Here is a 20,142-nt window from a genome sequence, read left to right on the forward strand (position 1 = left end):
ATGATTATTCTTGCAAATGTTTGACCCGAGCAGAGATTTCTTTGTGACGACCGTTGACCATCGGGCGAGCTTGAGGATTTCCAAGATACCCGCAGGTTCTTTTGACAACATCACAACTTTTTGGATCGTGATTGCCACATTGTGGACATTCAAAGCCTCGTTCGGTTGGATTAAAGTCTCCTTCATATCCGCACTCGTAACAGTGGTCGATAGGGGTATTTGTTCCAAGATAAGCGACCCGATCATATGCGTAATCCCAAACTGCTTCTAACGCTTTTGGATTTTGCTGCAAGACTGGATATTCACAGTAATGAATAAAGCCACCAGAACAGTATTTTGGATAGTCCTTTTCAAAATCAAGTTTCTCAAATGGTGTCGGATTTTTCCGCACATCATAGTGGAAGCTATTGGTATAATATTCTTTGTCGGTAATATTTTCAACTTCACCGAATTTTTCGGTATCTAAGCGACAGAAACGATCGGTCAAGCTTTCACTAGGGGTCGAGTACACACTGAAATGATAGCCGTATTCATCGCCCCAGGCATCGGCATGAGCTTTCAATTCTTTCACGATCGCCATCGTAAAGGCCTTTGCTTCTGGGTCTTGTTCCCAAGTTCCACCGTAAAAAGCCGAAGCAGCTTCGTATAAACCAATGTAACCAAGCGAAACAGTGGCACGTTTGTTTTTGAATAATTCGTTGACATTGTCTTTGCGATCCAAACGTTCACCGAAAGCCCCATACATATAAAGGATCGGCGCATTGGCGGGACTCGCTTCTTTACAGCGTTCCACTCGATAGACAAGGGCATCTTTAACGATTTGCAGACGGTCCTCCAGCAGTGACCAGAATTTTTCTTGATCGCCATTTGCTTCTAAGGCGATCCGTGGAATATTCAATGTCACGACACCTAGATTCATCCGACCGACATTGATTTCTTCACCACGTTCGTTTTTCCAGCCTTGCAAGAAAGAACGACAGCCCATCGGCACTTTAAAGCTGCCAGTCAATTCAACCAATTTATCATAATTCAAAATATCCGGATACATCCGTTTAGTGGCACATTCTAAAGCCAGTTCTTTAATATCATAGTTCGGATCGGTAGGTGCCAAGTTGACCCCACGGCGAATACTAAAAATCAATTTCGGGAAAATAGCAGTACGCTTTTCACTGCCTAACCCGTTGATGCGAATTTGGAGAATCGCTCGTTGAATTTCCCGTTCGAACCAGTTGGTTCCTAAACCAAAGCCAAGGGAAGTAAACGGCGTTTGTCCGTTAGAGGTGAATAACGTATTGATTTCGTATTCTAGACTTTGCATTGCATCGTAGATATCTTTGCGGGTTTTGCTCTTCGCGTAAGCTTCCCGACGTTCGGGTGTCTCAATCCATTCTTCGGCATCTTTTAAATGTTTTTGGTAATTCAACTCAGCAAAAGGAGCCAATAATTCATCTGTTCGATCAGCAGAACAGCCACCATATTGACTCGATGCTACATTTGCAATGATTTGTGAGATTTGAGCGGTGGCCGTTTGGATCGATTTTGGCGATTCCACTTCGGCGTTCCCAATTTTAAATCCATTATTTAGCATGCCTTTAAAATCGATTAGGCAGCAGTTAGTCATTGGGGTATATGGATGATAATCCAAGTCATGGTAATGAATGTCGCCTTTTTGGTGGGCATTTGCCACGTGAGGAGGCAGCATTTTCAAACCAATCGATTTTCCTACGATCCCAGCGGTCAAATCACGTTGTGTGTTGAACACGTTACTATCCTTATTGGCATTTTCATTGACGACCGATTGATCTTTATTCATCAATTTATTGATCGTAAAGTTGATGTCTGTTGCTTTGCTGCGTTCGAAATCACGATGGGTCCGGTAGTTGATATATTCTTCAGCCAAGGCATACTCGTTCTTTGCTAACAAGATATGCTCGACGATATTTTGGATCTCATAGATTTTTACATTTGTACGAAAACGTTCCGCGATCTCGTGATCGACACTGTCAACGATCTCGGTGATTTTTTCGTGGTCGATGGGAGAAAGCTCACCGTTGATTTTTCTCAGGGCTTTCACTAACGCATCATAAATTTTTTGATCATCAAAATCGACAAGCCGTCCATCACGTTTTACGATTTTTAACTGACGCAAAGCGGACTGTCTTTCCAACCCTTGCTCAGGATTTCTCTTAATGTTCATCATTTCTACCACTCCTTATCTTCCACAATATAATAAAACAAATTGTAGAAATGAGCAACTATATATAGTATTCGAAAAGGGTTTGTGTTTTGGATATACACAATATATGGTGTATATTCATTGAGGTGTTTTCGAGAAAACTTGATAAGATTAAGGATTTGGTTGTTCCATGTTTCACATAATGAATAAAAACTTTTTTAAATTTATTTTTTCTCTGTTTTGAAGCAGAAGTATTCAATGATAAAGTATGCTACCATAAGGAGAGAATTTTTTTAAAGGAGGGTTCTGTGTGAAAAATATGATCGATGTGAAGCATCTGACAAAAAGTTACGGCACCCGTTTCAATCAAACCAAAGTATTAGATAACCTTTCTTTTGCAGTGGATCAAGGAGAATTTGTTGGGGTCATGGGGCCAAGCGGTGCCGGGAAAACGACCTTGATGAATCTTTTGTCTTCAATCATGCGACCTAGCTTAGGCTCGATCTATATCGATGGCAAAGACATTACCCGAATGTCGGAAAAAGCCCTCAGCGATTTTCGCCGTCAGCAGATTGGCTTCATCTTTCAAGATTTTAATCTTTTAGAGACATTGACAGCCAGAGACAATATTTTGCTGCCTTTAGCGATTGATCGCTTGCCCGTGAAGGAAACCCAAGTACGTATCGAGGAGACGGCCAATTTGTTAGGGATCGAACACTTGTTGGATCGCTACCCAGAAGAATTGTCTGTAGGGCAAAAACAAAGGGTCGCTGCTGCTCGGGCGATCATCAGTCGTCCGGCGGTCCTTTTTGCTGATGAACCCACGGGAGCCCTTGATTCAAAAGCGGCAACAGAATTGTTACGGTATTTAGCGCAAATCAATCAACAAGAAAAAACGACGATCTTGATGGTCACCCACGATCCTTTTACCGCCAGCTACTGCAATCGGATTCTGTTCATTCGCGATGGTGTCTTCTTTGCGGAAGTTGTCAAAAAAGGCAGCCGTCAGGAATTTTTCGAAAAAATCATCGATATGCAGGCTACGATTGGAGGCGGTCCGCGCCATGTTGTTTAAAATCGGCTGGCGGAGTTTTTTGCGGCAGTTTCGCAATTATATGGTGTATTTTATTTGTATGATGACCGCCGTGATGATTTTTTATTCCTTTAACGCCTTGATGAATGATCGTCTGCTGAATCAACGGGTCCAGCAAGACATCCGCATTGAAGGGGTTTTAGGATTCGGCAGCAGTGTGGTTGCCTTTGTCGTCTTGTTTTTTATGCTGAGTGCCAATCATTTTTTTCTTAGTCAGCGACAAAAAGAAATCAGTGTTTACCAGCTTTTGGGGTTGCGGCAAGGTCGTCTTGCTTGGCTGTTGCTACGGGAAACGTTTTTACTAAATTTTTTCTCTCTAGTGACCGGTATCTTTATGGGAATTATTTTTTCAAAATTCTTCTCAATGATTTTGATTCGGGCGATGGGCCTAAATTTGACCAGTCATTTCTTTAATTCACCGCAATCGATTTTTTCGACGGTCTTTGTCTTTATCGCCGCAATGATTATATTGAGTATTCAAGTGATCCTTTTTGTTTGGCGTACCCCAATGAGTGAATTGATCAAGACCGAATACCGCTTACCGATCAAAAAAATGAAAATGACTCCGTTTCGTACATTGATGGGGGTCCTAGGTCTGATTTTACTTGGGGTAGGGTATTATCTGTCATTGACCCTAAGGGAAACATGGACCAACTATATCACGTATACGCAAGATTTTTCAGCGATTCTATGGATCCCTTTACTGATTCTATTTTGCTGTATAACGGCAACTTATCTCTTTTTTGATTGTTCCTTGCCAGCACTATTGTATTTTTTGAGTAAACCAAAAAAACGCCTTATCAAAGGGGCGAAGTTGATTGCTTACAATAACGTGCGTGCTTACTTGCAAAGGACGTGGAAAAGCTACGCCCTTTTGACGATCATCACTGCAATCGCGATTTCATTGATCGGGGGAACAATGGGGGTCATCTCTTTGAATTACCAAGCAACGAACCGTATCTATCCAACTTCCTTTCAGGTGTCAGGAGAGCAGACAGATACCTTGCGGGACCTTTTAGAAAAAGCCGATACACCGATTATTGCCGAACAATCGATTCCCTATAAAATGACCAATATGACGGTTCAAACCCGTTACCTTGGAGAGTTGCAAGACGAAAATATTGAAAATATCATGGTGAATCTGGTCGCTTTTTCTGATTATCAGCGTCTGCGAAAACTGGTTCCCGATGCCCCGGAGATTCAACTGAGTACCGATAAACAAGCGGTGCTTTTTGACAGTCAATACGATGTGACTCGTTCGTTTATCACCTATCGCGATGAGGTCAAAATCGGCAGTCAACATACGTTCAAACTCATTCAAGCCGAACAAGATTATTTTGGTGATAGTGCTTTACGCTATTCTTTACCCAATGTCCTTGTCATTCAAGATGAGGCGTACCAACAAATCAAAGGATTCACCTATACCATTGCTTATTTACAGACCGAAAAGGTGCAAACAGACGCGCTGACACAGTTGTTGGATGAAGAGCTGCCAATCGAGTGGGCGCATCCATTGACCTATGAATTTAGCGACGACCAAAAAAACGTACGCTTTTATCCAGAGACCGCTCGGGATTCAAGTAGCGATAGTGGTCAGACGACCGCATATCGGCTAACGTTAGCCAATCGCTTTACAACAATGCGCGGGGTGCGACGACAAGCAGGAATCATTTTGTTCGTATCGCTATTTGTTGGGGTGATCGTTTTGATCACCACGTCTAGTAGTTTGATCGTTCGGCAATTTTCTAACACGGAGCGGGAAAAGTACAATTACCGACTATTGACAAAATTAGGCTACACCCGTAATGAAGTGCGCAAGTTGGTGTACTGGCAAAACATTTGGATTTTTATGCCTGGCACCTTATTGGCGATTTTGCATGCGGTATTTGCCATCAATACTTTCACACAGATCATCGACAGTCCCGGGTACTGGGTCGCTCATTTGTTTGCAGGAGTAGCAGCAGTTGTCTATCTATTTGCCTATTTGATTACCGTCAAGCTGTGTCTGCGGATTATTGAAACTTGATCTATTTATACGATAAAACGATTCTAGGAAACTAGGATCGTTTTTTTTTATTTAACCAATCTTTTTGTATTTCCCTCTGGCACCAGATTAAGAGAATGGTATAATCATAATCAATGAGACAAAGGAGGAAGCAAGATGGAGAAAAAAGAAGAACAGCTTTTAATAGACCTAACGACTGCACGTGGGGTTCCTGGGAATGAGGAGGAAGTGCGTGAAGTCTTTAAAGAATATGCCAAAGACTTTGCTGAAGATATCTTTTTTGATGGTTTAGGAAGTGTCATTGCGAAACATGTTGGTGATGGCGGCGGTCCGAAAATTTTTATTTCGGGACATATGGATGAAGTCGGCTTTATGGTAACGAAAATTACGGAAAAAGGCTTTATCGAATTTCAAACCCTTGGTGGCTGGTGGGGGCAAGTGATGCTGGCACAGCAAGTGGAGATCAAAACCAATGATGGCAAATTGATCCACGGTGTCGTCGGCTCAAAACCACCCCATGTGTTGAGTCCAGAGACTCGAAACAAACCTTACGATATCAAAGATATGTTCATCGATATCGGCGCGTCAAGCGAAGAGGAAGCCAAAGGCTGGGGCATCCGTCCTGGAGACATGATCACCCCCTATATCCAATACAAACGGATGAACGACAGCAAATTTTTGCTAGCCAAAGCATGGGACAATCGAATTGGTACGGCGGTATCACTACGGGTATTAGAAACCTTGGCAGCCGAAGGACATCCAAACTGCTTGTTTGCCGGCAGTGACGTGATGGAAGAAGTTGGACTACGAGGTGCGCGAACAAGCACTCACTTAGTGAATCCTGATATCGCTATCGCCCTAGATACTGGTACCGCTGGGGACACACCTGGAATGACACCAAAAGAAGCGGATTCTGTGTTAGGAAAAGGCCCACAAGTCTTGATTTTCGATGCTTCCATGATTCCTCACAAGAAATTATTGGATTTTGTGATCGATGTCGCCGAAGAGATGGAAATTCCTTTCCAATATACCGTGATCACTGGTGGGGGAACCGATGCTGGTCAAATGCATTTGACTCGTGATGGGGTTCCTTCGATCGCTATTACTGTGCCAGTTCGTTACCTGCATTCTCATACTTCTGTCATTCATGAGGATGACTACTTCAATACAGTCAAGCTTGTAACGGAAGTGGTTCGCCGCTTAGACGATAAGACCGTTAAAGCATTGCGCAGTTATTAAGGTGAGTCTATGAGATCAAATACAATGATTCGAGAGACGGCTAAAAACTCCTTGCGCGGATTCTGGGGAACGTTCGTCTTGAGTATTTTAGCAACGGTTGCGGTACAAGCGGTGGTCAGCTCGCTTTTTAGTAGTATTGGGACTTCTTTTGGTGCAAACAATGCAGAGAGCTGGATCGATCTGATCTTGGACAATTTTGTCTTCTTTGCTTTTTCAGTAGCATTGAGTATTATGGCACTCTATCTGGTTCGTGGCAGAGGAATCCAGGTGGCGGATATTTTTCTCGTCTTTGATAAGCGTCTGTATGTACCGTTTTTGCTACTAAATTTAGTGAGCGCGCTTTTAAATTATCTTTTGAGTTTTGCGATTTTCTTGCCGCAATTTGTCTTATCAGGCCTTAATCAATATTTGGGCTTGGTATTCAATTTTAATCGGGGAATTTCTATTGATGTATCGATGTTTAACGGTTCGATCGCTTTTGTTATTGGGACGATTCTCTCCATCATCTTGTTCTTCTTTTTGTCGCAAGTCGTTACTGGTGTGATCCAATTAGCAATCTATCTACGCTATGATCAGCCGGAATTAGGGGTTCTTCAATCAATTAAAGCAGCTTTCGCTCTCTTGCGACCGCATCTGGGCCAATACATTTGGCTGCAATTATCATTGATTGGCTGGTTTATTCTGGGTTTCTTGGCGCTTATGATTGGGATGTTGTGGGCAAACGCCTATGCGTATGCGGTCAACGCAGCATTCTATGAAGAATTGATCAATGAACAACGAGCGCTGATCAGATAAGCAAAAAAAGACGACGTACCATTGGAATGGTTCCTTAAGGATAGAGTTGAACACTCATTCAAGGGATTCATCAATAGACGTCGTTTTTTTCTCATTTTCTTGATCCTTTTTCGCAAAAAAAATGGTCAGATTTTAGTCAAATCAGCTGAGATGTGATAGCATAAAAGAAGTAGAAAATCAGCTGGAGCCAAAGAGGAGGAAACACATGTGAAAATAACTGTCTTAGGTTGTTTAGGTGCCTATCCGTATAATGGTGAAGGGACTACTGGCTATTTAGTAGAGTCAGATGGCTTTCATTTGCTGCTTGATGCGGGAAGTACCACCTTGGTCCAATTAGAAAAGATCCTTGATCCCTTAGACTTAGATGCAGTGATTTTGACACATTACCATCACGATCATATTGCGGATCTGGGGGTATTACAATACTATTGGCAATTATATCCCGAAAACGAAGAACGGCAGGTTTTGCCGATCTACGGTCATGGGGAGGACAGGGTTCATTTTGAAAGTCTGACGATGCCGGGAGTGACCCAAGGATTTGATTACCTTCAGTCTGAGTCGTTGGAATTGGGCCCGTTCACGATTACCTTTATGAAAACGATCCATCCAGTCACTTGCTATGCCATGCGATTTGTTGAGAAAAGCACGGGCAAGGTCTTTGTTTTTACTGGAGACTCTGGCTATTTAGAATCTTTCGTTCCGTTTGCTGAAGGGGCTGACTTATTCTTGGCAGATACCTATCTTTTTGCAGGAAATGAGCGGCACAAGGCACATTTTACTTCAAAAGAAGCAGGGGAGATCGCCCATGCAGCGCAGGTGAAAAAATTAATGTTGACGCATTTGCCGCAACATGGTGACTTAGAACAGTTACGAGAAGAGGCTGCACTAGCTGCCAATGGAATCCCTGTTGAGTTGGCGGCTGTTCAAAAAATAGTAGAAATCATCTAATTAGGAGGAACGAATAGTATGCTTTTTGTACCGAATGAACTGAACGATCCACGCATCAATTTAGCCATCGAGATTTTTCTTCTTCAAGAAATGAAAGTGGATGAACCCATCTTACTTTTTTACATTAATGAACCATCGATTATCATTGGACGCAATCAAAATACGATCGAAGAGATCAATAAGGAATATGTGGATGAACATGGGATTCATGTCGTTCGTCGTTTCAGCGGCGGCGGTGCAGTCTATCATGATTTCGGAAACTTGAATTTCAGCTTTATTATGCCTGACGATGGCAATTCTTTCAGAGATTTTGAAAAACTGACCAAACCAATCGTCCAAGCCTTGCATGAGATGGGGGTTGAAGGGGCGCAACTAAAAGGGCGCAACGACCTTGTGATCAATGACATGAAGTTTTCTGGGAATGCGATGTACGCAACGAATGGCCGGATGTTTGCTCATGGGACGATCATGTTTGACAGTGACATCAATGAAGTGGTCAACGCCTTGAAAGTCCGCAAAGACAAAATCGAATCAAAAGGCATCAAATCGATCCGCTCAAGAGTGACAAACATCAAACCATTCTTGCCAAAAGAGAAGCAAGACATGACGACTGAAGAGTTCCGTCAAGAAATCTTATTGAAGATTTTTGGTGTCGATTCCGTGGAAGAAGTCAAAACCTATGAACTGACTGAAGAGGATTGGGTCAAGATCAATGAGATTTCCGATAAGTATTATCGCAACTGGGATTGGAATTACGGTAAATCACCAGCTTTTGATATTGAACGCCGTCATCGCTTCCCAATCGGCTCCATCGAAGTTCGTTTGAATGTGGCAGAAGGAAAAATCACGGATGCCAAAATCTTTGGCGACTTTTTCGGACTAGGGGACATTGCAGATGTCGAACAAGCCCTGATCGGAACTCGTTATGCCAAGGAAGATTTGGCACAAGTCATCGCCAACATTGATGTTAAAAAATATTTTGGCAACATCACGCCTGAAGATTTTCTTTCATTGATTTATTAATCAAAAAACGAAGCAGCCTTTTCAATCTGGCTGCTTCGTTTTTTCTATTAGTATGCGCGGGCGATCCAAACGGTATGCTTGGCAGGTTTGCCACTGACGATATCGACTGTTTTTTCCATTGGTGCTTCAAACGGAATGTTTCGGGTAGTAAAGCCGGTTTCTTCTTTGATTTTCGCTTCCGTTTCTTCCGAGCCGTCCCAACCGATCAAAACAAAGCCAGTCACTTTGTCTTCTTGTTTGCACGTTTCGATATGGGCTTTTAGTTCATCCAATGTATCGATGTTGGTGTACTCATTATCTTTGTTACGTTCCTTCGCAGCTGCCAATAAGCGTGGGGGCATTGCTTGCAGTTCTTGATCAACGAAGGCTTCCAAGTGCTCAAGGGCGACTGTTTGCTTGTCAGCCAAGTCGCGGACTTTGACCATCACTTTGCCAGCTTCTAAATCTCTTGGGCCACATTCGATTCGCAAGCAAGCGCCTTTTAGTTCCCATTCATTGAACTTATAGCCAGGTGAGTTATCAGAATCATCCAATCGAACACGAATGCCCTTGGCTTTAAAGTTAGCATACAGTTCTTCTAATTTTTCTAAGATGGCTGGATTCTTTTTCCATGGACCGACTGGTAACAACACAACTTGGGTTGGTGCAATGGTTGGTGGGAAAACTAACCCATTTTCATCGCCATGGGTCATGATCAAGGCCCCCAACAAGCGGGTAGAGACACCCCAAGAGGTTGTGTGGGCATGGACATGCTTGTTTTCTTTCGTTAAATACGTAATATCAAATGCTTCAGCAAATTTTGTCCCCATGTAGTGGCTGGTTCCTGCTTGGACTGCTTTGCCGTCTTTCATCATCGCTTCGATCGAATAAGTATCAACTGCTCCAGCAAAACGCTCAGAAGGGGTTTTTTGTCCGCGATAAACAGGGATCGCTAGGAATTCTTCGCAAAGGCGGGCATATTCATCCAAGATTTTCATGGTGCGTTGACGTGCATCTTCTTCGTTTTCATGAGCGGTATGGCCTTCTTGCCATAAAAACTCTGAGGTACGCAAGAAAGGCAATGTTTTCTTTTCCCAACGAAAGACGTTTGCCCATTGATTAATTTCATAAGGCAGGTCACGGTAGGAGTTGATCCAATCAGAAAAGGCAGAGCCAATCATGGTTTCTGAGGTTGGACGCAAGGCCAAAGGTTCTTCCAATTTTTCATTGCCGACTTCTGTGACCCATGGCAATTCAGGCGCAAAACCTTCAATATGATCGGCTTCTTTCATAAAGAAATTTTGCGGAATCAGCATTGGGAAGTACGCATTACGAATGCCCTCTTTTTTCAAGAATCGATTGAACTCTTCTTGGATATGCTCCCAAAGTTCGAAGCCGTCAGGACGGAAAATAATGGAGCCTTTCACTGGGGAGTAAGCCATCAATTCGGCTTTTTGGATCGTTTGGATATACCATTCTGTAAAATCATTTTTTTGTGTCATTCTTTTTCCTCCTTAAAAAAATAAAAAAGCATCTCGTCCTAAAAAAGGACGAAATGCTTGGATTTCGCGGTACCACCTTTGTTGATTATCTATCGGGATAATCCAACTCGTAAAGGATAAGGCCTTTCCACCGACCGTTTTGCGGTCATTGCCATTGGGTAGGTTCATTTTATCAGTGGGTGTCGATTTTTCAGCTGCCATCGACTCTCTAAGACCATCATAAAACTACTATTCCAATGCTTGTTGCTGTTCTTTATCATGCTAAAGCGAAAAAGCGAAAAAAGCAAGAGTTTTTTCGCTTTTTCTTAAAATCGCTCCTTTAAAACTAATGTAGCAAGACGGTCAGTCGAAAGACAGCGGATCTATTTTCGCCCTAAGTGTCAAATGCAAGAGGTGAAGCCCGTCAGTTTCTTCAATCCGGATACTTCCTTGGTAGGCTAAACAAAGTTGTTCTAGCATTTGCATGTCAGCCTGCATCGCCTGTCGTTTGGTTTCATTGTTCTGTAGTTTTTCTGCTTCTTCATTTGAGAGAAGCGGCATTTGGCAGTCGATATGCAACTGGCCGTTCGTGTCATTCACCCTCAACGCGAGTCTTCGCTTTTGAGGATCAGTGACCGCACAAGTGTATCGGATGGCGTACTCTAGGCAATGAGCGATCAAGGATAGACGATCATTTTCCGCCAATTGTTCCAGTGGTTCTATGATGCCATCACAGGCAAAGGTGATCCTTTTTTGAGCAGCTGTGTGTTTATAATTAGCAAGCAGCATCGTCGTGAGTGATTCTTTTTCAACGGAAGGACTCGTTAACTGCTGCTTGATCTGTTCTTCAATCTCACTAAGGCCTTCATAGGCCGCTGCCAACTGCTGATCTTCTAACATATCCTTGACCGTATGGGTTCTTTGTTTGATGGTCCGTAAAACTTGCTGCCATTTTAACGTTTGTTCAGGGCTGATCGCTTGTTGATTCTCATATAAACGCACTTTGATGTCTGCCGTATCGATCTGCTTATTTTTACCCTCGCTGGCAAAAAAGAGTTCAAGGAAGCCGTAGCAAGTAAAAATGATAATTAATAAGAAAAAGATGATCGAACGCCAATTGATATCAGATTGTGGCAAAACTAAAATATCCTGAATATACAAGAAACAATGACCGATAGCCGCAATCACGATCCAAGGCGCACAAATGACATAAAAAGGATTTTTTTTCAATGCTTCATAAATTGCTGCAAAAGAAGTAACGAAGGTACTGGTAATATTCAACAAGAACATATAATTCATGATGACGGGCAAACTTTGTGCTTGGAAAAGTGCGAAAAGTATCGCTAACAGACCGAATGAATAGTGAAAGTATAACCATTTCTGGTAGTACTTGCGAATAAAATGCATATTCGTGCAGTAAAAGCCGATCAAAAACATTGGTGTAATAATAGAAAGAATATTTAACATTACAGAGTTGACGATTGGGGGAAACAGTAGTCCACCAAGCATATCGCTGAAGCCTGCTTCCAAGCCTGCTGTTAAGGCAAAGCCGCTGAATAAGAGAGAAGATATTTTCAGCCTTCGTTGATTGATAAAAGAAACTAAGACATAAAATAAATTGATGATACAAATAAAACCAGTAAATAAAAGAATGTAAATATTTAAAATTGACAGACTGAAGACATAGCCGATCAGTGCATTTGCAGGGCCAAAAAAGACTTCTGCTGGGAAGCCAGAATAGGTGTCAAAAGGACTAGTCACGTATATTTTCAAGGTTTTACCAACATAATCCTCAGGCAAGGTGATAAAAGACAATGTTTTGCCTGGATGATTGAGAGTCAGTGGATCATTGGGCTCATCGTTGGTGTAAATTTCTTGATCATCGAGATAGACAGTCATGTGTTGATGATCGCCAATTAGTAACATTGTAGGGTATTTATAATCGTTGGTCATTTTTCGCTTCATCACAAAACGATCATTGGCTTTTACACTAGGTAAATGTTTCACATAACGGCTAATAAAAGTAGATTCGGGATTGTCCTCAGCATAGAAAATCCAGTCTTCCTTTTTCTCCACTGCATGGATATCAGAAGTTGGGAATAAAAAAAGAACGAGAAAAAAGACAATACTTCCCAGTAAAAATAGGACCAGAAGGATGAAGGGAATCCAACGCTTTAAAAAAAACTTGTTATTTAAAAAAGGCATACTTTTTCTCCTCTGTTTTTTAATCGCCTTTAGCATAATATAAATAATTAAATAAAGTCAAATAATAATCGAGTAATCTTCGTATAAAAATTCAACGAAACGTTTTTAAATGTTTGAAAAAAATAGAGTTATGTTATAGAATCATAAAAGAAACTGAGGTTTAGAAGGAGAATAGAAAATGAAGCTTTTTCCAAAACAAAGTATCATGCTCTCACTTTTTGTACTGATGTTCATGCTGCTGTCTGTACTAATTGTGGTGATCCCACATGCGTTTTGTTTCACAATGGCTATTGTTGCTAGTGATGCAATGGAACCGACATATTCTGAAGGGACACTCCTTTTTGTAAAAAAAGCTTCTGAAGATAATTTAGTGGTTGGCAACGAAGTAACGTATTATGTTGATCAAGGTAGACAGATGCGGACGCGGCGAATCGTTGCGGTTGGGGAAAATCAATCGGTGCTCTACACCATTGGCGACAATCAAAATCAGATGGAACCAAACGAAATTCAAAAAAGTCAATTGATTGGCCAGCCGATATTTTATATTCCTAAAGTAGGGGCCTGGTTGAACCAAACGACGATCCAGCTGTTTAAAAACATGTATCTTCTTTTCGCCTTGTATATATTAGCAACGACGATGTTTGTTACGTTTTACCAAATCAAATCTGGTTCAGTAAAAAAGACGATCACTTCTTAATAAATCAATGAAAAAAGACAAAGAAACCCTTACGTTTCTTTGTCTTTTTGTCTCTTTCCCCTTTATAGGATGAGTGTTCCGCCAAGTCCCACCATCAAACATAAGGATAAAAACAGCGTATCCATAAAAGTGATTCGAAATGTCTTGGCATAAGTTCGCGTTCCTTCACCGTCGAAACCTCTTGAAAGCATTGCCGTCGCCAAAAGTTCGGACCAGCGAATGGATTTGACGAGTAAAGGAATCAACATTTTGAAAGAAAACGAATTGACTGAGATTCCTCTGGAACGCATGCTATTGCGGATGTTTTGATACTCTGCTGGAATGATCGGAGCAATTTGAAACGCAGCGAGCAGACCGTACGCAAAAACGGCAGGCAGGTGCAGCTGTTGCTGCAGCGAATAAATCAATTCATTGATCGTGGTCGTCACACTGAAAGAACTTCCCAGAATACCGAAGCAGTAGATTCGGCTCGCCATGTCAAGCCCATAGTGAATAGCTGCCGTTGAGGAGGGAGCGCCTTGATGGTCTTGATAGTAAAGGAGACCAGTGAAAAAGACCCCAACAGCTGCCAGTGTTAATGCAGAAAAGAGCAAAAGACTTTTTTTCAAGGAGCGCTCTTTTACAGTAATAACGAAGAATAGGACAGAGAGCAATAAATTCAATCTGAAATTATTTTGAAAAGAAACCACTAAGGCGAGTCCTAAAATGGCGAATAACTTGACTGTGGGATTGAGTGTACGCATCTGCGACCTCCTTTTGATAGCAATTGAAATCAATGATTTGCGAGCAAAACTGTTGCAACAATAAGACATCGTGACTAACGATCAAAACTAACGTGCCAGTGGTTGCTTTAGCAGCTAATAGCTCCATGATCTGCCAAGCTTGTGTGACATCTTGACCATATGTCGGCTCGTCTACTAGCAGTAGGTCGACCGGGCGCTGCAGTAAGGAGGCAACAGCCAAGCGCCGTTGCTGTCCTTGACTCAGTAGAAAAGGCGACTGGGCACTCTTGTTTTGCAGACGCAATTTTTCGAGTAGTTTGTCGCTCTCGGTCGGGGCGCTTCCTTGGCTAAGCTCTTGCGCAACGGTAGCTGCCAAAAATTGGTCTTGCGGATTTTGCATGATCCAACTGATGGAGCGAAAAGGTGACGGATACTTCTTGATTAGTTTACCTGCCAAAAGAATATCCCCTTTATAGGCCTGCTGCTGTAAAATAGCTTTTAAAAACGAAGACTTGCCGCTGCCGCTACGTCCAGTGATTCCAATCAGTGAGCCCTTATCAAAGGCAAGATCTGGGAAAACAATTTCATGGTTTCGGATGGGTAATCGGAAATTTTGAAATGAAAGCCGTTTTTCGTTAGAAGTCGATTTAATGTTCACAAGCGGCAGCGACTTGCGTAGGTGCTGATCAAGTTGGCGGAGCGCTGCTTGATTGATCGTTCTGAATTCCTCTTCAATCAGCAGCCACTCATCGACCCAGTTAGCGGTCTCTTTGATTTGATGATCGATCAATAAAATACCAAGAGCATTTTTGTGTTGGATTTGCTGCAGTTTTCGTATGACTTTTTGACTTGTGTCCGAATCCAAATTGGCAAAGGGTTCGTCCAAAAGCAAGTAACGACTTTTTAATATCAGACAACAAGCCAATGCGGCTAGCTGTTTTTCACCACCAGACAAGGTCGTGAAAGGTTGATCAGCAAGGTGGGTAATCTCGCAAAATGCCAAAGCTTCAGCCACTTTGTTTGGCATGTCTTTTTGGGAAATACATTGATTCTCTAAACAGAAAAGCAACTCTTCTCGCGGTGTTGCCATGCAAAATTGCATATCAGGATTTTGAAACAATAAGCTGACGGACGTGCTTCTTTCCCGGATGGAAAGCTGGTTCATCGTTTGGCCGTCAATCGTATACGTCCCTCCATCAAACCCCTTCTCATTTAGTCCCGCTAAGAGATGGAAAAGGGTGCTTTTTCCTGTTCCTGAAGCACCATAAATCCCTTTTGTTTCACCAGGGGCCAAAGACAGAGTCAATTCAAGTCGCTTTTGATCCACCAAAAAACTGCCGTTTTTTACCGACAGGCTCATGCGGTTTTCCGTTTGACGATGACCGTTTGATCTTCAGCAATGGGGTAACTGTTGAGGACCCCCATCCGTGTCAAGTGGTCACAGACGATCTTCACTAAAAAGGCTGAAAAGAATAACGAAGAAAGCAAGCGAATAAGAAAGATCGCCAACAGCAACTGCCATTGTAGGTTAATGAAATTTGACCGAATGATTCCCCAAAGAAAACTCGTGATCGTGGCGCCCACGGCTCCAGTAACTAAAGGGAACCACCCGTATCGTCGGTAGCGGCCTAATGCAAAACCGGCTTCTGTTCCGATCCCCTGTACAAAACCGCTAATAAAAATGATAGGTCCATAAAAATTTCCCATAAACACTTCTAAAAGAGCCGCAATCATTTCAGTGATCGTAGCTGCTCCCGGCTTACGTAGCACATATCCGGCAAAAGCTGCCGCCATGAACCAAACACCAAAGATAAACTCATTGGCTAAGACAGATAAACCAAAGGGCGTTAGAAGCGTACCTAACAACAATCCGAAATGGACAGCCCCAAGATAGATCACGCCAAAAATCAACGAAGCAATTCCTACCATGATGACATCTTTCAAAGCCCACTTAGTCACGTGGCATCGCCTCCTTTTTTGAAGGGCTGTTGACCGAAACAGTCGCTTCCAGAACATAGTGGGGGAGATGGTCATGGGCATAAGCTAATGCGGCTTCAAAATAAGCAAAGAGTTGGCTTGCTGATCCGGTCAGCATCGTCACATAGTGAGCAGAACGAGGGCTCAAGCCATGAGTCTCTGCCAGCTGGACGATCGTGGCGATTTCTTCCATATAATGATTTTCGCCAAATACGTAAAACGAATATTTGCAATCAACCAAAAAGTCACCATTCGCTAGGTTCTTTCCTTTATTGGGTTGCGCCTGTTCGCCATTCAAGAATGTGTCACCCGCACTGTCTCCGGGACAGCCTTTGGAAAAAGTAAACTCACCCACGAGGTGTGTCTTTGATTCGTAGGCGTTGATAAATAGCGCCTCTGCTGCGTCTATGACACTAGGCGCTTCCCCTCGAAAAAGGGTACTGAACAGATCGGTCTGCTGCCAAACAGCGCTCGTATTCGTTTTTTCGATACTTGTTAAAATTTGTTGCGCGAAATGGTCTTTCATTGGGTACAAGCTAACTCGGCACCCCGTGATATCGATCCCATCTGCCGCACAGGCGATTGGTTCATTTGTCATTTTTCTCTTCTCCTCTCGATGGTTTTTCTGTCTACAAAAAAAGCGTTCCTCCTTTTTCTATCCACACGTAGACAGAAAAAATGGGAACGCGAAAAATCATGCGCTGCCACTTCCCTACGTTGGTACTAACCAAATCAGGTTCTAAGGGACCAGACATACGTCTATCTCAGCATAAAGCGCCCCTAGTGGATAATCTTGTATTCAATTACCCCTCGAGTGTAGCACAGGAGGCGACAAAGGACAATAGATAGCGATTTTCGTCATTTGCCGATTGTTGCCGAATCAACCGATCCATTCAGTAAGTTAATAATGATATCAGCAGTGGTACATATGAAAGTTTTTACATATAAAAAAACATCTTGAAAAGCTGTTGACAAGGAGTAAATAGTTGTGTAAAGTAGAAAACCGATGGTAAAACGTAAACGTTACGTTTTGTTTTTGTAAATCGTAATTGATTTATCAGTGTTTTGCCGAGGAAAAGGAAATATGGAAAAATAAAAAGGAGTGTATTTTGAAAATGAAGAAGTTTTTTAAAATAACGATGTTATCAACAGTAGCCCTAGCTTTGGCGGCCTGTGGACAAGGAGGCTCTGATGCAACTGAACAATCAGGCAACGCTGCTTCTGATAATGAACAAATCCAGGTCATGGCTACGTTTTATCCGATGTATGATTTTGCTCGTCAAGTTGTAGGGGATGAAGGGGAGGTTGAATTATTGATGCCCGCAGGCACTGATTCCCACGATTATGAACCTTCTGCAAAAGATATGGCAAAGATCCAAGATGCGGATGTTTTCGTCTACAACAATGAGAACATGGAAATGTGGGTTCCTTCGATTGAAGCCACGTTAAATGACGGGGATGTGACAGTGGTTAAAGCCACAGAAGGAATGGTCCTGTTACCCGGTGACGATGACCACGACCACGATCACGATCATGACCACGGCGATGATGGTCATTCTCATGAATTAGATCCCCATGTCTGGTTAGCCCCAAGCTTAGCCATGAAACAAGTAGAGGCGATCCGTGACCAGCTGAGTGAGGCTTATCCAGCGAAAGCGACAGCCTTTGCTGAAAATGCGGCAAATTATTTAGCACAATTACAAGATCTTCATGAATCGTATGAAGAAGCATTTAGCAATCCGGCGCAAAATCATTTTGTAACGCAGCACGCCGCTTTTGGTTATTTAGCTTTAGAATACGGATTGACCCAAGTTCCGATCTCCGGTCTTTCACCAAGTGAAGAGCCTTCCGCTTCACGGATCGCAGAACTAAAAGAGTTCGTTCAAGAAACAGGCATTCAGACGATCTATTTTGAAGAAAATGCCAAAGACAGCATTGCCCGGACGTTAGCGTCAGAAGCAGGAGTTGAATTAGCTGTTTTGAACCCATTAGAAGGCTTGACCCAAGAGCAGATGGATAACGGGGAAGACTACATTTCAATTATGGAGCAAAACCGCGATGCCTTGAGAAAAACCACCGATGTAGCAAATGACAAAGAAATGGCTGAAGCCGAAAAAGAAAAAACAGTTTATAACGGCTACTTTGAGGATGCCGATGTACAAGACCGTCCTTTATCTGACTGGGCAGGAGACTGGCAATCCGTTTACCCATTTTTACAAGACGGAACATTGGATCAAGTGTTTGATTATAAAGCAAAAATGGACAAGAAAATGACAGCTGACGAATACAAAGAGTATTATACGACAGGGTATCAAACGGATGTTGCTCAGATCAAGATCACAGACAATACAATGACATTTATTTTTGATGATGGTACAGAGAAAGAAGCCAAGTATGTGTATACTGGCAAAGAGGTTTTGAACTACTCAGCTGGTAATCGTGGCGTACGCTTCTTATTTGAAAGCACCGATGAAGATGCGGCGTTCAAATATATCCAATTTAGCGACCATATGATCGCACCAGGTGCTTCACATCATTTCCATATCTACTTTGGCAACGAGAGTCATGAAGCGTTACTAGAGGAAATGGAGCATTGGCCGACCTATTACCCAACGGGGATGAGCGGATTAGAAATTGCACAGGAAATGCTCTCCCATTAAAAAAAAGATTGACAATCCTCGCTCTTTTCGTCAAAGTAAACTTGATAGGAAGGAGCGAGATTTTTTTGGAAAAAACATTGAAGAAATTAGCGAAAGTGATTGACCGGATGATGGATCACGTTGATTTGTATGGCGGACCCAGTGTGGTTAGTGACGACGATCTTGAGCATTACTTAGATCCTGTTTTTTACTTGATCTTTTGCGCGGAAACAGATGGCGGCATGACCAAACTAAAAGACAAAGTCTTTGTTGAATGGGTATATACTGAAATGCTGCCTCAAGAAGTACCGTACAGTCTAAATTTTCTTCCGTTTGCCAAAACAGCCATTGAAGACTTTTATTACTGCATGTATAAAGAAAAGCATATTACCAAATCGCAATACCTAGAAATTGCCTTTGTATTGGCTGAAAAACAACCTATCTTTTTCGCTCGGATGTCCAAACCACAGTTTTGGTCAGCTGAAAAGAAAGAAGCGATGTTAGCAATGATTAAAGACACCGATCCCGAAGAACATGATCTATTGCCCGTTGATGACCCACGGATTGCTGCAATCTCGCCAAAAATCGTCCCATTTCCAACAAAACATACGGCCTTTGATGACGCAGCAGATACGCCGGTCGCCTATCAGGTCCGTATTGATTTAGAAGGATACCGTCCGCCAATTTGGCGTCGTTTGATTATTCCTGCAGGGCTGACCTATGAACAGCTACATATTTTGATCCAGATTGCCTTTGAGTGGATGAATCAACATTTGTATTTGTTTATTGCCGGCTCGAAATCGATCGGCTTAGGCAATTCCGTTCCAACGGATGCGTCCGCTATTGACCAAGATTTTCAGTATTGTAAGTCCATGACCTATATTTATGATATGGGGGCAGATTGGACACATAAGATCAAGATTGAAAAAGTGTTGACAGCAGAGGATCATCCGAATCCGGTCGTCCCGGTTTGTATCAAAGCTGTGGGCGATGTCCCGATCGAAGATGCCTTTGATGATGATATCCGTGAACCACTGGATCGTGAGATCATCAATGAAGTTTTACTCGATTATTGGGAAACAGGAGAATATGTTTAACTAGTAGTTAGGAAATTGTCCGTAATTTTACAAGAATCAAACAGCACAACCACCAGACCGTAACGG

The 20,142-nt window shown here is 42.5% G+C and carries 16 protein-coding genes, 1 riboswitch and 1 other annotated feature; of the genes, 9 read left to right on the top strand and 7 right to left on the bottom strand.

The window, feature by feature from the left end; genetic code table 11:
* Positions 1-4 precede the first annotated feature (4 nt).
* Positions 5-2,200: an anaerobic ribonucleoside-triphosphate reductase gene (gene nrdD, locus IGJ42_RS06395; protein ID WP_005236607.1), complete on the bottom strand. Its 2,196-nt coding sequence runs from the start codon at positions 2,198-2,200 to the stop codon at positions 5-7.
* 286 nt (positions 2,201-2,486) lie between these two features.
* On the opposite strand from nrdD, the gene IGJ42_RS06400 reads away from it, so the two are divergent.
* From IGJ42_RS06400 to IGJ42_RS06425, 6 genes are all read left to right on the top strand, one after another.
* A complete protein-coding gene (locus tag IGJ42_RS06400; protein WP_005236606.1) occupies positions 2,487-3,251 on the top strand; it encodes an ABC transporter ATP-binding protein in 765 nt (254 codons plus the stop codon).
* Positions 3,241-5,295, top strand: coding sequence for an FtsX-like permease family protein (locus IGJ42_RS06405; protein ID WP_086332254.1), 2,055 nt, complete (start codon positions 3,241-3,243; stop codon positions 5,293-5,295). The genes IGJ42_RS06400 and IGJ42_RS06405 overlap by 11 nt, the downstream gene beginning before the upstream one ends.
* A 135-nt stretch (positions 5,296-5,430) precedes the next feature.
* A complete protein-coding gene (locus IGJ42_RS06410) occupies positions 5,431-6,513 on the top strand; it encodes a M42 family metallopeptidase (protein ID WP_005236602.1) in 1,083 nt (360 codons plus the stop codon).
* A gap of 9 nt (positions 6,514-6,522) precedes the next feature.
* Entirely contained in the window at positions 6,523-7,308 is a 786-nt protein-coding gene (locus tag IGJ42_RS06415) for a DUF975 family protein (RefSeq protein WP_223347077.1), read from the top strand.
* Between the two features lie 207 nt (positions 7,309-7,515).
* Entirely contained in the window at positions 7,516-8,256 is a 741-nt protein-coding gene (locus tag IGJ42_RS06420) for an MBL fold metallo-hydrolase (RefSeq protein WP_005236590.1), read from the top strand.
* 18 nt (positions 8,257-8,274) lie between these two features.
* Positions 8,275-9,279 (top strand): lipoate--protein ligase, encoded by a 1,005-nt coding sequence (locus IGJ42_RS06425; protein WP_005236575.1) that lies wholly within the window; start codon positions 8,275-8,277, stop codon positions 9,277-9,279.
* A gap of 47 nt (positions 9,280-9,326) precedes the next feature.
* Here IGJ42_RS06425 and proS read toward each other — a convergent pair whose 3' ends face one another.
* Together proS and IGJ42_RS06435 are read right to left on the bottom strand one after the other, a co-directional pair.
* Positions 9,327-10,760: a proline--tRNA ligase gene (gene proS, locus IGJ42_RS06430; RefSeq protein WP_086332256.1), complete on the bottom strand. Its 1,434-nt coding sequence runs from the start codon at positions 10,758-10,760 to the stop codon at positions 9,327-9,329.
* A gap of 41 nt (positions 10,761-10,801) precedes the next feature.
* Positions 10,802-11,006 (bottom strand) — a binding site (T-box leader).
* Between the two features lie 96 nt (positions 11,007-11,102).
* Positions 11,103-12,944 (bottom strand): hypothetical protein, encoded by a 1,842-nt coding sequence (locus IGJ42_RS06435; RefSeq protein ID WP_223347078.1) that lies wholly within the window; start codon positions 12,942-12,944, stop codon positions 11,103-11,105.
* A gap of 178 nt (positions 12,945-13,122) precedes the next feature.
* Here IGJ42_RS06435 and IGJ42_RS06440 point away from each other — a divergent pair, with 178 nt between their 5' ends.
* Complete coding sequence (locus IGJ42_RS06440; RefSeq protein ID WP_430616020.1) at positions 13,123-13,641, top strand: signal peptidase I; 519 nt, start codon at positions 13,123-13,125, stop codon at positions 13,639-13,641.
* Positions 13,642-13,703: 62 nt separating this feature from the next.
* On the opposite strand, the gene IGJ42_RS06445 is transcribed toward IGJ42_RS06440, so the two are convergent.
* Genes IGJ42_RS06445 through IGJ42_RS06460 form a run of 4 tightly spaced genes read right to left on the bottom strand, consistent with a single transcriptional unit; the run spans position 13,704 to position 16,938 of the window.
* Positions 13,704-14,384 carry an energy-coupling factor transporter transmembrane component T gene (locus IGJ42_RS06445; RefSeq protein WP_005236565.1) on the bottom strand — a complete coding sequence of 227 codons (681 nt, stop codon included), beginning with the start codon at positions 14,382-14,384 and terminating at the stop codon, positions 13,704-13,706.
* A complete protein-coding gene (locus tag IGJ42_RS06450) occupies positions 14,311-15,723 on the bottom strand; it encodes an ABC transporter ATP-binding protein (RefSeq protein WP_086332260.1) in 1,413 nt (470 codons plus the stop codon). The genes IGJ42_RS06445 and IGJ42_RS06450 overlap by 74 nt, the downstream gene beginning before the upstream one ends.
* Positions 15,720-16,322 (bottom strand): ECF transporter S component, encoded by a 603-nt coding sequence (locus tag IGJ42_RS06455; protein WP_005236560.1) that lies wholly within the window; start codon positions 16,320-16,322, stop codon positions 15,720-15,722. The genes IGJ42_RS06450 and IGJ42_RS06455 overlap by 4 nt, the downstream gene beginning before the upstream one ends.
* Positions 16,315-16,938, bottom strand: coding sequence for a YkoF family thiamine/hydroxymethylpyrimidine-binding protein (locus IGJ42_RS06460; RefSeq protein WP_086332261.1), 624 nt, complete (start codon positions 16,936-16,938; stop codon positions 16,315-16,317). Before IGJ42_RS06460 ends, IGJ42_RS06455 begins: the two co-directional genes overlap by 8 nt.
* Before the next feature lie 94 nt (positions 16,939-17,032).
* Positions 17,033-17,132, bottom strand: a riboswitch (TPP riboswitch).
* Between the two features lie 323 nt (positions 17,133-17,455).
* Here IGJ42_RS06460 and IGJ42_RS06465 point away from each other — a divergent pair.
* Together IGJ42_RS06465 and IGJ42_RS06470 are read left to right on the top strand one after the other, a co-directional pair.
* Complete coding sequence (locus tag IGJ42_RS06465; RefSeq protein ID WP_008381566.1) at positions 17,456-19,000, top strand: zinc ABC transporter substrate-binding protein AdcA; 1,545 nt, start codon at positions 17,456-17,458, stop codon at positions 18,998-19,000.
* Between the two features lie 65 nt (positions 19,001-19,065).
* Positions 19,066-20,076 (top strand): plasmid pRiA4b ORF-3 family protein, encoded by a 1,011-nt coding sequence (locus IGJ42_RS06470; protein ID WP_008381564.1) that lies wholly within the window; start codon positions 19,066-19,068, stop codon positions 20,074-20,076.
* The last annotated feature ends 66 nt before the right edge of the window (positions 20,077-20,142 follow it).

Source organism: Enterococcus sp. DIV1067f (assembly GCF_050543505.1).
GTDB lineage: Bacteria > Bacillota > Bacilli > Lactobacillales > Enterococcaceae > Enterococcus_D > Enterococcus_D entomosocium.